General features: G+C 70.4%; 11 protein-coding genes. 3 read left to right on the top strand and 8 right to left on the bottom strand.

Annotated features, from left to right (window positions below):
- Positions 1-12 precede the first annotated feature (12 nt).
- The 4 genes from ACIQGQ_RS16815 to ngcE form a co-directional block, all read right to left on the bottom strand.
- Positions 13-1212 (bottom strand): ROK family protein, encoded by a 1200-nt coding sequence (locus ACIQGQ_RS16815; protein WP_402396115.1) that lies wholly within the window; start codon positions 1210-1212, stop codon positions 13-15.
- A 184-nt stretch (positions 1213-1396) separates the two neighbouring features.
- Positions 1397-2314, bottom strand: coding sequence for a carbohydrate ABC transporter permease (locus tag ACIQGQ_RS16810; protein ID WP_402396113.1), 918 nt, complete (start codon positions 2312-2314; stop codon positions 1397-1399).
- A gap of 100 nt (positions 2315-2414) precedes the next feature.
- A complete protein-coding gene (locus ACIQGQ_RS16805) occupies positions 2415-3338 on the bottom strand; it encodes a carbohydrate ABC transporter permease (protein WP_402396110.1) in 924 nt (307 codons plus the stop codon).
- A gap of 50 nt (positions 3339-3388) precedes the next feature.
- Positions 3389-4837 carry an N-acetylglucosamine/diacetylchitobiose ABC transporter substrate-binding protein gene (gene ngcE / locus ACIQGQ_RS16800; RefSeq protein ID WP_402396107.1) on the bottom strand — a complete coding sequence of 483 codons (1449 nt, stop codon included), beginning with the start codon at positions 4835-4837 and terminating at the stop codon, positions 3389-3391.
- A 505-nt stretch (positions 4838-5342) separates the two neighbouring features.
- Between ngcE and ACIQGQ_RS16795 the strand changes: the two genes are divergently transcribed.
- On the top strand, positions 5343-9188 hold the full coding sequence (locus ACIQGQ_RS16795) for a GH92 family glycosyl hydrolase (RefSeq protein ID WP_402396105.1): 3846 nt from the start codon (positions 5343-5345) through the stop codon (positions 9186-9188).
- Positions 9189-9245: 57 nt separating this feature from the next.
- Here ACIQGQ_RS16795 and ACIQGQ_RS16790 read toward each other — a convergent pair whose 3' ends face one another.
- Both ACIQGQ_RS16790 and ACIQGQ_RS16785 read right to left on the bottom strand, forming a co-directional pair.
- A complete protein-coding gene (locus tag ACIQGQ_RS16790) occupies positions 9246-9869 on the bottom strand; it encodes a histidine phosphatase family protein (protein ID WP_402396885.1) in 624 nt (207 codons plus the stop codon).
- Between the two features lie 245 nt (positions 9870-10114).
- Complete coding sequence (locus tag ACIQGQ_RS16785) at positions 10115-10972, bottom strand: helix-turn-helix domain-containing protein (RefSeq protein ID WP_402396103.1); 858 nt, start codon at positions 10970-10972, stop codon at positions 10115-10117.
- Positions 10973-11089: 117 nt separating this feature from the next.
- On the opposite strand from ACIQGQ_RS16785, the gene ACIQGQ_RS16780 reads away from it, so the two are divergent.
- On the top strand, positions 11090-12154 hold the full coding sequence (locus ACIQGQ_RS16780; RefSeq protein ID WP_402396100.1) for an aldo/keto reductase: 1065 nt from the start codon (positions 11090-11092) through the stop codon (positions 12152-12154).
- Between the two features lie 162 nt (positions 12155-12316).
- Entirely contained in the window at positions 12317-12595 is a 279-nt protein-coding gene (locus tag ACIQGQ_RS16775) for a hypothetical protein (protein WP_402396098.1), read from the top strand.
- Here the strand turns inward: ACIQGQ_RS16775 and ACIQGQ_RS16770 are convergent.
- Both ACIQGQ_RS16770 and ACIQGQ_RS16765 read right to left on the bottom strand, forming a co-directional pair.
- Positions 12578-13792 (bottom strand): glycosyltransferase, encoded by a 1215-nt coding sequence (locus tag ACIQGQ_RS16770; RefSeq protein ID WP_402396095.1) that lies wholly within the window; start codon positions 13790-13792, stop codon positions 12578-12580. The genes ACIQGQ_RS16775 and ACIQGQ_RS16770 overlap by 18 nt on opposite strands.
- Before the next feature lie 468 nt (positions 13793-14260).
- Complete coding sequence (locus ACIQGQ_RS16765; protein ID WP_402396093.1) at positions 14261-14914, bottom strand: class I SAM-dependent methyltransferase; 654 nt, start codon at positions 14912-14914, stop codon at positions 14261-14263.
- Positions 14915-14926 lie beyond the last annotated feature (12 nt).

Below are 14926 nucleotides of genomic sequence, written 5' to 3'. Positions count from 1 at the left end.
GCCATCCGTTATCTAAGTGAAGGCAGGAGTGGCTTTCGGCAAGGTGCTTTCCAAAAGGGTCGAATCCCCCATCTCACTGAGCACCAGGGCCAGGGCGCCCAGCACTTCGGCCCGCCCGCCCAGCGCTCCGGGGAGTACCGAGAGCTGCCGGGCGGCGCTCGGAATGGCGTAGCGGGAGACCGAGTCGCGGATCGGCCCGAGCACCAACTCGCCCGCCTCCGCGAGCGATCCGCCGAGCACCACCCGGCTGGGGTTGAGCAGATTGCAGAGGTTGGCGACACCGCTGCCGATGTGCCGTCCCACGTCGGCGATGACCCGGCGGCATCCCGGATCGCCCTCGCGGGCCAGCTGGACCACCCGTTCCATCGTCAGATCCGGTCCGTGGCTCGGCTGGAGGAGCGGCAGCACGTAGCGGGCGGCCGTGAAGGTCTCCAGGCAGCCGCGGTTGCCGCAGCGGCAGACCGGGCCGGACTCGTCGAGCGTGATGTGGCCGATCTCGCCGGCCGTGCCGCCCGGGCCCCGGTAGATCCGCCCGTCGATGACCAGTCCGGCGCCGACCCCGCTGGCCACCTTGATGTAGGCGAGGTCCTTCACCCCCCGGCCGCTCCCCCAGACCAGTTCGCCGAGCGCGCCGAGGTTGGCGTCGTTGTCGACGTAGACCGGCACACCGAGCCGGCCGGACAGCTCCTTGCTGGGGTTGATGCCCGTCCAGCCCGGCAGGATCGACGTGGAGCCCAGCGTGCCGGACTCCACGTCGATCGGGCCGGGAACACCGAGCCCCACGCCGATCACCTTGTCCGGGCCGACACCGGTCGCCTCGATCAGCCGCCGGACCAGTGTCTCCGCCCGCCCGAAGCCCTCCGCCGAGGAGGCGTCGACGTCCAGCGGCTCGGACTCCTCGGCGAGGACCTGGTGGGCGAGGTTGCCGACCGCCACCCGCAGATGGGTGTGGCCGAAATCGACCCCTATCACGATGCCCGCGTCACCGCTGAGCGAGACGCTGCGGGCCCGGCGGCCGCCCGCCGAGGTGGGAGTGACCTCGACCGTGCCGCTCTCCTTCAGTTCACGAACGATATTGGAGACGGTGGCCGCTGACAGGCCGGTGCTCCGTGCGATCTCCGCCTGAGTGAGCGAGCCCGCCATACGTACCGCGCGCACGACCCGCTCAAGGTTGGCGCGATGCAGAGATGTCTGCGACCCCGGAGTCTCCATCGACTCTCTCACTCCTACCGTTTTCTCCAACATGTGAACCCCAAGCTGACCGTTTTGCGGCACTCCCCGTCAAGACCTTGAGCAATCGAAGCCTCCGATGAGCGGCGTGTATCAGCCGTTCACGCACGCGAACCGCCCGCCGGCACGGGCCGGCGGGCGGTTCGGGGAGAGGCTCTGCGGGCGGCTACTTCACCGCGCCCGCGGTGAGCCCGGCGACCACCTGGCGCTGGAAGACGATGTAGGCCCCGAGGACCGGCAGCATCGCCATCACCAGACCGGCGAAGAGGCCGGACCAGTCACCCTTGTAGCCCTGGCTGTTGGCGAGCTCCACCAGGCCCTGGGAGAGCACCCGGTGATCCGGATCGGTGTTGAGCACGGTCGGCAGCATGTACTGGTTCCACTGGCCGAGGAAGTTGAAGATACCGACGCTGATCAGACCCGGCTTCGCCATCGGCAGCATCACCTGGAAGAACGTCCGGGTGTGCGAGGCCCCGTCGAGCATCGCCGCCTCCGCCACCGAGGTCGGCAGCGTCCGGAAGAAGGAGGTGAGGAAGAAGACGGTGAACGGCAGCGAGTACGCGATGTACACCATGATCAGCCCGTGCCGGGTGTTCAGCAGGGCCATGTTGTTCATCACGAAGAAGAGCGGGACCAGCGCCAGGATGATCGGGAAGCTCATCCCGCCGATGAACAGGAAGTAGATGAAGCGGTTGCCCGGGAAGTCGAACCGCGCCAGTACGTAGGCCGCCATCGAGCCGAGCAGCAGGGTGCCGACGAGCGAGCAGCCGACCACCACGATGGTGTTGAAGAAGTAGTCGCTCATGTGCGCCTGGCTCCAGGCGCGCGACCAGTTCTCGAAGTGCAGCTTGTCGGGGAGCGAGAGCGGCGTCGACAGGATCGCGTCGTCCGTCTTGAAGGACGACATCACCGCCCAGAGCAGCGGCAGGACCACCAGGATCGCCCAGATGATCAGCACACCGTGCGAGAACACGTTGAGGACGTGGCCCTCGCTGCTCTTCTCCTTGGGCGCGGCGGCGGGCCGCGCGGCCTCCGGGGCCGGGTCCGCGGCCGGTGCCGCGGGAGGGGTGTCAGTCGTCTTCACGCGTACTCACCTCGTACTGTCGAGCCGGACACGGAGGCCGACCTGTGGTGCTTGTGGTGCCTGCCGGATATCCGGGCACCGTCTCCTGTCGGTCGCGGCATCAGAACTCCAGCCGCTCGCGCCGGCCCAGCCGCATCACGATGGCGGCGAAGGCCATGGTGACGACGAGCAGTCCGACACCGATCGTCGTCGCGTAGCCGGCCTGTCCGTCGCGGAAGGCCGTCTGGTACACGTACAGCGGCAGGACCGTGGTCGAGTAGTCGGGGCCGCCAGGGCCCACGGTCATGACCTGTACGGCGGTGAAGGCTTCCACGCCGAGCGCCAGGATGCCCATGTAGACCCAGCCCGACTGCACCGTGTCCCAGAGCAGCGGAAGGGTGATCTTGAAGAAGGTGGTGAAACGGTTCGCCCCGTCGAGCAGCGCCGCCTCGTAGAAATCCTTCGGGATGGACGCCATTCCGGCGGAGAAGAGGACGACGAAGAATCCGACCGTCGACCAGATCAGCACCGTCATCACACAGATCAGCGCGAGGTTCGGATCACCCAGCCAGTCCGGATGGACGGAGCCCAGACCGATCGCCTTGAGCGCCGAATTGAACACCCCGCCGGCCGGGTTGTACGCGAACTGGAACAGCAGGGCCACGATGACGATCGAGAGCACCTGCGGGAAGAAATAGGCGATCTTGTAGAAACCCGACCCGCGCACGCCGGAGACCGTGGCGTTCTTCCGCCGCCGGCCTCCGACATTGAGCATGAAGGCGAAGAAGAGTGCCAGGCCGAGCGTCACCAGCGGCAGCAGCAGCACGAGCAACACGCTGTGCTGCAAGGACTTCCAGAAGATGTCGTCCTTGAGCATCCTCGTGTAGTTGTCGAACCCGACCATCTTGAAGTCCGGGCTCAGGCCGGTCCAGTCCGTGAACGAGTAGTAGATGGACTGGATGAACGGCCAGATGACGAAGACCGCGTACAACGCCAAGGGGACTGTCAAGAACCCCACGATGAAACGGTACTTGCCGTGCTGCATCGTTTACCGACCCCGATCTTTCCGCGGGTGCCGCCGCTGGTGACGGTTGCTCACTGGTGCTTGTAGTGCTTGATGGACTGGTCCTTGGCCGCCGCGTCCGCGAAGGCCTGGATCTTCTTGATGGCCTCGGCCGGGGTCGCACGGCCGGCCATCATCTCGCCGATGCCGGCGACGCCGATCTGCTCCTTCTGGAGCTTCACGTACCAGTCCTGCATGCGCGGGTTCACCACGTTGTCGCCGGCCTTCTTCAGGGCGTCGACACCGGACTGCATGGCGGTGGACAGGGTCAGGCCGTCGGTGCCGCCGTTGAACGCGCTGAGCGACTTGACCTGCTTGGTGAAGTTCTTCGAGGACTCCTCGGAGAGCATGATGCGCAGCTGCTCCATGCCGCCCTCGGGGTTCTTCGCGTTGGCCGGGACGATGAAGGGCTCGCCGCCGGACGCCCAGATGGTGCCGAACGGCATCTTGTCGGACGAGTCCAGGCTGGACGGCGCCGAGACCATCATCTTGAAGTCCTTGGGCGTGGTCGGCGCCGCCTCGTTCTCCACCCACGAACCGTTGGGGAGGAAGAGCGCCTTGCCCTTGGTCCACTCGGTCTGCGACTGGATGTGGGTCAGGCCGGGGGTGCCCTGAAGGATGTAGCCCTTCTTGTACAGCTCGTAGTACGCCTCGAAGGCCGCCTTGACGGCGGGGTCCTTCCACGCGTTCGGCTCCAGGTTGTCGATCTTGTCGAGAACCTCCCGGCCACCGATCTTGCCGATGAACGGGTAGAGCGAGAACGGCAGGTAGTACGGGTACTTGCCGGCGTACGTCCAGCCCGCGATGCCCTGCTTCTTCGCCTTCGCGCAGAGCGCGAGCATGGCGTCCCAGTCCTCGGGGTACTCCGCGTCCAGCTTCTCCAGCGCGGTCTGCGAGTACCAGACGCCGTACACGGTGTACGCGTAGTACATGATCCAGACGGGGTCGCCGTCGAACTGGCCCATCTCCAGCACACCGGGGCGCAGCGTGTCGCGGACCTTCTTGTTCGGGTCGTCGATGGACGGGGCGTCCATCAGCGGCGTCAGGTCGAGCAGCTGCTTCTTGCCGACCAGGACACCCATGTCCATCTGCTCGGCACCGGAGTTGTCGATCAGGTCCGGCGGGGTGCCGCCGTTGAAGCGGGGCTGGAGCTGCGACTGGATCTTCTGGGTCGCGACGTGCTTGACCTTCGGGGCCTTCGGGAACGCCTCGCTGTACTTCTTCTCCGCGTCGATCGCGTACTGCTGACCGAAGCCGCCGTCGAAGATGACCACCTCGAGCGGGGCCGTCTCGTTGACGCCGAGGGGGTTGGTCTTGGAGACCTTGCCCTTCTCGACCTTCTTGTCGCCGCCGCTGTCGCCGCTCGCGCAGGACGACAGGAAGCCCATCGCGGGAACGCTGATCAGGCCGAGTGCGGCCGATCGCTTGATCACATCGCGACGGCCAAGGCCCTCGTTGTTGTGGGCGGAGGTGGATCCCATGCTCAAGTCCTCGCCTTCTCCAGGACTCAGGCGGTGTGTACCGGTCGCCCGTCGAAATTCGCCTCAGGCGAAGGGCCCCGCCACCGCGGTCAATTGCGCTTGGGTGATGCTGATTTAAGGCTATCCATGTGCGGTGGGGGTACCGGAGAGCCCGGTTGTCGGAGGCACCCGTCGTGCCGCCCTCGACCTCTTCCCCTCGTCCCCCAGGCCCGCGTCACCGGAGCGGTGGTGCGGACGTGCGACAGGTATAGTCCACTCACGGCCGACTGAGCAAGATCGAATGCGAGTTTGAACAGCAGTCTTTCCCGAGTTGAGACCTCGCGGATACATGGCCCCCGCACGCTCCCGGCTCCGGCTCGACGATTTCCGCATTCCGGCCGAAGCGGCCCGGCATTCGCATCCAACGCCCTTGACACATCCCGACACTTGGCTACCTACTGGACTCCGTACAGCTCTTTGACAACGTTGTCCATGTGTGTACTTTCTCCGGGAGGATCGGCTCGGCATGAAGCCCCGACATGGTTCCCGCACAAGGCACAGCCGCGCCGCCGCACTGATCGCGGCCTCGCTCGCCCTCGTCCTGACCGCCCCGGCGGCCGCCGCCGCGGAGTCGGCCGGACCGGCCCGGCAGTCCCAAAGCACTGCGGGGGAAAGGACGTTCCGCTCCTCCTTCGAGGCGGACGAAAGGCAGCCGGACTGGCACAACACGGTGGAAGAAGGCCCGGACGGAAAGAAGCGGGCATCGGGTGTCGACGGCGCCTTCTCCACCGGAATACCGGGCAATGTCACCGACAAGGTGACAGAAGTACGGGCCAGTGGGGAGAACCTCGGCGGCGGAGAGGTCAAGGAGAACCTGGTCGACGGGGAGCCGGGCACCAAATGGCTCGCCTTCGCGCCGTCCGCCTGGATCGAGTTCGATCTCGACGAACCCGTCGAAGTCGTTACGTATGCGCTGACTTCGGCCAATGACCACGCCGAACGCGATCCGAGGGACTGGACCCTCCAGGGCTCCGCCGACGGCAGGGACTGGCAGGATCTCGACTCCCGGACCGGCGAGACCTTCACCGAGCGGTTCCAGACGAAGTCGTACGATTTCACATCCGGCACCGCATACCAGCACTTCCGCCTGCGGATCACGAGGAACAACGGCGCCGACGACGCCACCCAGCTCGCCGACGTCCAGTTCTCCGACGGCGACACCTCGCACCCGGCTCCGGCACAGATGCGGACGCTGCCCGACCGCGGCCCCGCCGGCTCCCCCACCGCGAAGGCCGGGGCGGGCTTCACCGGGAAGCGGGCGCTGCGCTACGCCGGTAGGCACACGGCGGACGGCCGGGCGTACTCGTACAACAAGGTCTTCGACGTGAACACGACGGTCACCCGGGACACCGCACTGTCCTATCGGGTCTATCCGCAGATGATCGGGAACGATCTCGCCTACCCGTCGACGCACGTGGCGGTCGACCTGGCGTTCACGGACGGCACGTACCTGAGCGATCTGGGCGCCGTCGACGGCAACGGCGGCGCGCTGACCCCGCGGGGCCAGGCGGACGCCAAGCGGCTCTACGTCAACCAGTGGAACGAGGTGGAGTCGTCGATCGGCGCGGTCGCGGCGGGCAGGACCGTGGACCGCGTCCTGGTGGCGTACGACTCGCCCCGGGGCACGGCGAAGTTCCAGGGCTGGATCGACGACATCGTGATCACGCCGAAGGCGCCCGCGAAGCGCCGGGCGCACCTGTCCGACTACGCCTCGACGGTGCGGGGCACCAACTCCAGCGGCTCCTTCTCCCGGGGCAACACCTTCCCCGCCACCGCCGTGCCCAATGGCTTCAACTTCTGGACGCCGGTCACCAACGCCGCCTCCACGAGCTGGCTCTACGACTACGCGCGCGGCAACAACGACGACAACCTGCCGACGCTCCAGGCCTTCGCCGCCAGTCATGAGCCGAGCCCCTGGATGGGCGACCGGCAGACCTTCCAGCTGATGCCCTCGGCTGCCGGGGGCACCCCGGACGCCTCCCGCACCGCACGGGCCCTCCCCTTCCACCACGAGAACGAGACCGCGCGACCGCACTACTACGGGGTGACCTTCGACAACGGGCTCACGGCGGAGATGGCCCCGGCCGACCACGCGGCCCGGATGCGCTTCACCTACCCCGGCGACGACGCGAGCATCGTCTTCGACAACGTCACCGACGACGGCGGACTGACCCTCGACCCCGCCACCCGTTCCTTCACCGGCTTCTCCGACGTGAAGAGCGGCGGCTCCACCGGCGCCACCCGGCTCTTCGTCCACGGGGTCTTCGACGCCCCGGTCACCGCGAGCGGAAAGCTGCCCGGCGGTGGCGGCGACAACGTGACGGGCTACTTCCGCTTCGACGCGGGCAGGGACCGCACGGTGAACCTGCGCCTGGCGACCTCGCTGATCGGCACCGAGCAGGCGAAGCGGAACCTGGCCGCCGAGATCCCCGCCGACCGTACCTTCGCCCGGGTCGTGGACCGGGCGCAGCGGGCCTGGGACGGCATCCTCGGCAAGGTGGAGGTCGAGGGGGCGAGCGAGGACCAGCTGACCACCCTCTACTCCAGCCTGTACCGGCTGTACCTGTACCCGAACTCGGGCCACGAGCGGGTGGACGGCAGGGACAGGTACGCGAGCCCGTTCTCCCCGAGGACCGGCCCCGACACCCCGACCCGCACCGGCGCCAAGATCGTCGACGGCGCGGTCTACGTCAACAACGGCTTCTGGGACACCTATCGGACGACCTGGCCGGCGTACTCCCTGCTCACCCCGGGCAGGGCGGGCAGGATGGTGGACGGCTTCGTGCAGCAGTACAAGGACGGCGGCTGGATCTCCCGCTGGTCCTCCCCCGGCTACGCGGACCTGATGACCGGCACCTCCTCGGACGTCGCGTTCGCCGACGCCTACGTCAAGGGCGTGGAGTTCGACGCGGAGGCCGCCTACCGGGCGGCGCTGAAGAACGCCACGGTGGTCCCGCCCTCCTCGGGCGTCGGCCGCAAGGGCATGGCGACCTCCCCGTTCACCGGCTACGCGGTCACCTCGACGCACGAGGGACTCTCCTGGTCGCTGGAGGGCTATCTCAACGACTACGGCATTGCGCGGATGGGCGAGGCCCTGTACGCGAGGACCGGGAAGGAGCGGTACAAGGAGGAGTCCGCGTACTTCCTCGACCGCGCCCGCGACTACGTCGAACTCTTCGACGACAGGGTGGGATTCTTCCAGGGCCGGTCCCCCGGGGGAGAGTGGCGGCTCCCCGCGGCGGAGTACGACCCCCGGGTCTGGGGCTACGACTACACGGAGACCAACGGCTGGGGCTACGCCTTCACCGCCCCGCAGGACAGCAGGGGCCTGGCGAACCTGTACGGCGGCCGGGCGGGCCTCGCGAAGAAGCTCGACACGTACTTCGCCACCCCGGAGACGGCCGGCCCGGAGTTCGTCGGCTCGTACGGCGGGGTCATCCACGAGATGACCGAGGCCCGCGACGTACGGATGGGCCAGTACGGCCACAGCAACCAGGTCGCCCACCACGTCACCTACATGTACGACGCGGCCGGGCAGCCGTGGAAGACGCAGGAGAAGGTCCGCGAGGTCCTCGGCAGGCTCTACACGGGCAGCGCGATCGGGCAGGGCTACCACGGCGACGAGGACAACGGCGAGCAGTCGGCCTGGTACCTCTTCTCCGCGCTCGGCTTCTATCCGCTGGTGATGGGCGGCGGCGAGTACGCGGTCGGCTCGCCGCTCTTCACGAAGGCCACGGTCCATCTGGAGAACGGCCGGGACCTGGTCGTCCGGGCCCCGGCGAACAGCGCGGAGAACATCTACGTACAGGGCCTGAGGGTCAACGGGAAGAAGTGGGGCGCCACTTCGCTGCCGCACGATCTGCTGGCCAAGGGCGGTGTGCTGGACTTCGCGATGGGTCCGCGCCCCTCGTCCTGGGGCACCGGGAAGGACGCGGCGCCGACGTCGATCACCACGGACGACCGGGTGCCGTCGCCCCCGAAGGACGTGCTGAAGGGTGCGGGTGCGCTCTTCGACGACACCTCGGCCACCGCGGCCCGGGTCGCCACGGTGGAGCTGCCGGTCCCGTCGGCGGTGGACGCCGTGCGCTACACCCTGACCTCGGAGAAGGCGGCCGGGGCCCCGGCCGGCTGGGTGCTCCAGGGCTCGGCGGACGGGACGGAGTGGACGGACCTGGACCGTCGGTCGGACGAGTCCTTCGACTGGGACCGGCAGACCCGGGTGTTCTCGGTGCGCACACCGGGCGCGTACGCGCACTACCGCCTGGTGTTCGCGGGTGAAGGGCGGCTCTCCGAGGTGGAGTTGATCGCCTGACGGCCGCTCCCGCCCGCCCCTGCCCGGTGCCGGTCAGGGGCGGGCGGCGTTCTCCGGTCACGCCCCGGGGAGCAGGTTCTCCGGCAGGGCCACGTTCCACGCGGTGATCACCGGGTTGCCGTGCTCGGTGCCGAGCCGGGAGACCGCCCCCGTGGCGAGCTGGAAGAGGGTGCCCTCCGCCGGGGTCAGACCGAGGTAGCGGGCGGTGAGGACGCGCAGGAAGTGGGAGTGCGCGACGAGCGCGATGTCCTCGCCCCCGGAGCGCCCGGCGGCCGCCGCCGCGACCGTGGCGAGCACCCGGTCGGCGCGGGCGCCCACCTCGGCGGGCGTCTCCCCGGGGTGGTCCGCGGCGCCGGCGGCCACCCCGTCGGTCCAGAGGTTCCAGTCGGGGCGGGTGCGGCGGATCTCGTCGGTGGTCACCCCTTCGTAGCCGCCGTAGTCCCACTCGACCAGGTCGGGGGTGACGACCGGATCGGGCAGCCCGGCGAGTTCTGCGGTGCGCCGGGCGCGGAGGGCGGGGCTGACCAGGGTGAGGGCGATGTTCCGCCCGGCGAGCAGCGGTGCCAGCGCGCGGGCCTGCCGTTCCCCGTGCGGGGTCAGCGGCAGGTCGGTGTGGCTCGTGTGCTGCCCGGACCGCGACCATTCCGTCTCGCCGTGCCGGACCAGGATCAGCTCGCCCATGATGATTCCGCTCTCTCCGTACGCCGCCGTGTGCGCCGTCACCGGGTGAACCCGCCGGTACACGATCGCATTCCGCCGGGGGCGCCCCGGTTCAGGACACCGGCGCGGATGCCGGGTACGGAAAAAAGGGGCCGCCCTCTCCGCGGTGCTCGGGCCGGTGGGGGTCGGCGTGCTGGGGGTTCTGGTCCGTGGGACACGATTGCCGGCACCGCGTGGTCACGCTTCTTGCGACCAACCGTGAGTTGTCAGTCCTCCCGGCGCCTGTCACCGCCGCCGCACAGCCGGTGCAGGGACACGCGGCTTTCCTCGTCCGCGGCGCGGTAGACCAGCAGGCGCAGTTCCGGGTCCTGGAGCGGCAGCAGGACTTCGAAGTCGACGGTGATCGCACCTGCGACCGGATGCCGCAGCACCTTGCGGCCGCGTCCGTTGACGCTGACCTCCCGCTCGGCCCACAAGCGGGCGAAGTCCTCGTCCTGCGTGGCGAACTCGGTGATGAGGCCGGACAGTTCCCGGTCGTGCGGGTGCGCGGCCCATGCCGCGCGCAGGTGGGCGATCCCGTCCCGCAGCACCTGCTCCCGGTCGGCGTAGAGGCCGCGCATCTCCGGGTGCAGCAGGCACAGCCGCATCGCGTTGCGCCGTGCCGGCGGCACGGCCTCGAAGCCCGGTAGCAGCCGGGCCATTTCCGGGTTCCAGGCGAGGATGTCGTAGCGGTGGTCCAGCAGCATGGCCGGCAGCGGTGACAGGTCACCGACCAGGCGGGCCAGCGACGGCGCCGCACCGGCGGCCACTCCGCCGGTGATGCCGGGGCGGCGGTGTCCGGCCAGGTCGAAGAGGTAGTCGCGTTCGCCGGGTGCCAGCCGCAGGGCCCGGGCCAGCGCCGCCAGCACCTCCGCGGAGGGGCGGAGCCCCCGGCCCTGCTCCAGCCGGACCACGTAGTCGGTGCTGACCCCGGCCAGCTCGGCGACCTCCTCGCGGCGCAGTCCGGGCGTCCGCCGGGCCCGCCGGTGCGCGGGCAGGCCCAGCCGCTCCGGGTCCAGTCGTTCGCGCCTGCTCCGCAGGAAGGCGGCCAGTTCCCGGGTGGTGTCCACGGTTCGTGTCGTCATGACCGGTCCAACCGCCAGGGTGGGACCGGCCTTCCCAGGAAAGTCCTTCCCTTATCCGGGGCCCGCAGCCGCCGCAGACTCGGTCCCGGCAACGGAACACGAGCACAGGAGAACCCGATGGCACTGGCCCTCGACGACTACCGGCTGCTGGGCCGCTCGGGACTGCGGGTCTCACCGCTGGCCCTGGGCACCGCGACCTTCGGCACCGAATGGGGGTGGGGCGCGGAACGGGCCGAGGCCCGCAAGCTGTTCGACCGCTACGTCGGGCTCGGCGGCAACCTCCTCGACACCGCCGACACCTACACCAACGGCAGCTCCGAGCGCCTGCTGGGCGAGTTCGCCCACGAGGAGCGCGAACGCCTGGTGCTGGCGACCAAGTACTCGACCCTGCGGCGCCCCGGCGACCCGAACTCCGGAGGCGGGCACCGCAAGGCGCTGTTCGGCTCGGTGGAGGGCAGCCTGCGGCGGCTCGGCACCGACTACCTCGACCTGCTGTACCTGCACGTCTGGGACTTCCGTACCTCGGTGGAGGAGGTGCTGCGCGGCCTGGACGACCTGGTCCAGCAGGGCAAGGTGCTGTACGTGGCGATCTCCAACACCCCGGCCTGGCAGGTGTCCCGGATGCAGGCGATCGCCGACCTGCGCGGTTGGTCGCCGCTGGTCGCGCTGCAGGTCGAGTACAGCCTGATCGAACGCACCGCGGAGCGCGACCTGATCCCGATGGCCCGGGAGCTGGGCCTGGGCGTGGTGCCGTACTCGCCGCTGGGCGGCGGGGTGCTCAGCGGCAAGTACGGCCGGGACGACATGCGCGCGACGGGCGCCGGCCCCGACGGGAGCACCCGCCGGAGCCACAACCTCGCCCTGGGCACCCTCACCGAACGCAACCTCGGCGTGGCCGGGGTGGTCCGGGAGGTGGCCGGCGAGCTGGGGCACACCCCGGCCCAGGTGGCGCTGGCCTGGACGCTGCGGAAGCCGGGCGTGACGAGCACGCTGCTCGGCGCCCGCACCCCCGCCCAGCTGGAGGACAACCTGGGCGCCCTGGCGGTCGAGCTGACGGACCCCCAGCTGGCCCGGCTCGACGCGGCGGGCGCGATCGCCCTCGGCCAGCCGCACGAGCTGCTGACGAGCGAGCCCATCCGCCGGGTGACCACCGGCAACCTGCGGATCGAGACCCGTCGCTGACTCGACCGCCAGCGGCGGGAGCCGGGGTGTGGAGCCGCGGTGTGGAGCCGCGGTCGGTTCACCGTCCGGGCGGGCCGCGTCCGGATCACTTCCGCCGTCGGACCCCGTCGAACCCGGCGCGGACCCCGTCGAACCCGGCGAGGGCCCCGCTCGGACACGGCGGTGGGCCTGGTCGGCGCCGGTCGGACTGGCCTGCGCCCGGGCGCGGAGCATGAGGCCATCGAGGCCGAGGGCATCGCGGTGACCCTCGCGGTGTGCGGCGCGCAGGCCTCCACCGGCACCTGGGAACGCCTTCACCTCCGCCGGCTCGGCGACCACGACGACACCCTGCGCCGGGTCGTACGCCACGCGGTACGCGCGGCCGAACCCGAAGCACTCCGGCCTCGGGCGGGCGGGCCGGCACAGCAGCACGGCGATGCGGCTTCACCGGGCGCGCTGTGAGCCGATGTGGGCGAGCAGCGAAGCGGTGCCGTCTTCCGCGGCGATCCCGCGGGCGAGTTCGGCCGCGCGGCGGCGGTGGGCCGGCTCGGAGAGGCAGGCCGTGATCGCGTCGCCGAGGGCTTCGGCGGTGAGGTCCTGGAACGGTACGGGCCGGGGGGCGACTCCCAGCTCGTACAGCCGGGACGCCCAGAACGGCTGGTCGACCATGACGGGAACGGGCACGGCGGGCACTCCGGCCCGTAGCCCGGCTGCGGTGGTGCCCGCCCCGGCGTGATGGACGACTGCGGCGGTGCGCGGGAACAGCCAGTCGTGCGGGACGTCGCCGATGGCCAGGACGTCGGCGCCGCAGCCGTCCAGACCGGCCCATCCCGCCTGCACCACCGCGCGCACGCCTGCCCGCTTCACCGCCGCGGCCACCAGCTTGCTGAGCCGTTCCCCCTGTCCGACCGCCATACTGCCGAACCCGATGAACACCGGGGGCGGACCGGCCTGGAGGAAGTCGACCAGTTCGGCCGGGGGACGCCAGCCGTCCGGCCGCGCGGGCCACCAGTAGCCGGCCACTTCGGCCCAGGCCGGCCAGTCCTCGGGACGCGGCACCACCAGCGGGCTGAAGCCGTGGAGGACCGGCCGGATGTCCACCGGCGCCGAGGGCGCGCCGGCGGGCAGCCCGAGGCGGTCGCGCAGCCGGGCCACGGAGCCTGCGAAGACCCCTTCCGCACGCCTCAGCACATCCCGGCCCGCAGCGAGGTTGTCCTCCCTCCCCAGGCCGTCGGTGCTCCGTGCGTTGGGCAGCGGGAACTGTCCGGTGGCGATCGCCGGTACGAGGTAGGTGCCGATGACGGGGACGCCGAGCGCTTCGCCGGCCGTCCGGCTGAGCGGTGCCGGGCCGAAGGCCGTGAGCAGCAGGTCGGCTCCGCCCGCGACGGCCTCCGCCACCCCATCGGCAAGCCCGTCCGCGTACGCCCTCGTCAGCGCCCGGCTCTCTTCCCGCGACGTCGCCCGGGCCCAGTCCCGGATCAGCCCCTGCGGGTCTCCCGGCACCGGCCGGTATGCGAGACCGCACCCGCCGACGAGTGCCTCGAAGGATGGGTGAGCAGCCACGGTGACCTGGTGGCCCACGTCCAGCAGGCGGCGTCCCAGGCCCGTGTAGGGCGCGACGTCTCCCCGTGAACCGGCGGTGATGATCAGAATGCGCATGGAGCGATTCTCCTCGGCGGTCGTTCTGCCACCGGAGTGGACAGCGCGGACCATCTCTGTGTGCGGTCGGCGGCTGCGGCCTGACCCGTCGGCCGCGGGGAGCAGGCGACCTTCCGGTCATGCCATCAGGCGGGATGCCCGGCCCGCGGACACGGGAACGGCTGATCAGCTGGTCCGGAGGGCCGGGCTGTCGCGGTAAGCCTTACCCTCCTCGAACAAGGCAACCGCGATGGGATCGGTTCGGCACAGCCACGGCGCGGGGCGCGCGGCAGTGCGGCGCGGCTCGGAGGGCGTGGCTCCTGCGGCCTGCCTCGCCGAACACGCACCGTCTGCGTCGGTACTTCGCCCGCCAACGGCGCTCGTCCTCGGCGCACGTCTGGCCGCCGCCCCGGCGACGTAGGAAGAGACGCCGCCGGCTGCGGATCCGGGCAGGTTCCGCTCACGCATCCCGACCCGCGAGCCGCGGTTCTACCTGCCGGCCCCGCCCTGGGCGCGGCTCAGGATCCAGACACCGTAGGCCTCGTTCGCGGGGTGCAGCTGGTAGGTGCCTGCCCGCAGGTCGACGCGGAGTCCGGCGGCCGCGAGATCCGCCTCGAACTCGGCCGCGGTGTAGGCGTGGGCGTGCGACGGCCGGTCCTGGAGGTGGAAGCCGACCAGGATCCGGCCGTTCTCGCCGAGGACGGCGCGCATCGCGCGCAGGGCGGCACGTTCGGTGCCCTCGGCCAGGTAGACCATGACGTTGCCGACGCAGACGACCAGGTCGAACGGGCCGTCGTCGGGGCCGAGGTCGAGGATGTCCCGCTCCTCGATCGGCAGCCCGGGGTAGGTCTCCCGGGCCTGCCGGACCAGTGTCTCGTCGGGCTCGATCGCGACCACGTCGTGCCCGCACCGCAGAAGCGCCGAGGTGACCCGGCCCATACCCGCGCCGGCGTCGAGCACCCGGGCGCCGCGCGGCAGGAGCGTGTCGGCGAGCCGGGCTTCACCGTCGACGTCCTCGCCGGCGGCGACGAGACCGGCGAACCGCTTGCCGAAGTCCTCGCTGCTGCCCGCCTCCTGCCAGCGGGTCCGCCGGGGCGTCGTCATCGGCGTGGGGCCTCCGTGTGCCGGCGTGGTCCTGTTCATGCTCCGCATCCT

The organism is Streptomyces sp. NPDC092952 (assembly GCF_044754785.1).
In the GTDB taxonomy this organism is placed as follows: Bacteria; Actinomycetota; Actinomycetes; order Streptomycetales; family Streptomycetaceae; genus Streptomyces.
This window is presented reverse-complemented; position numbering and strand designations above follow the sequence as displayed.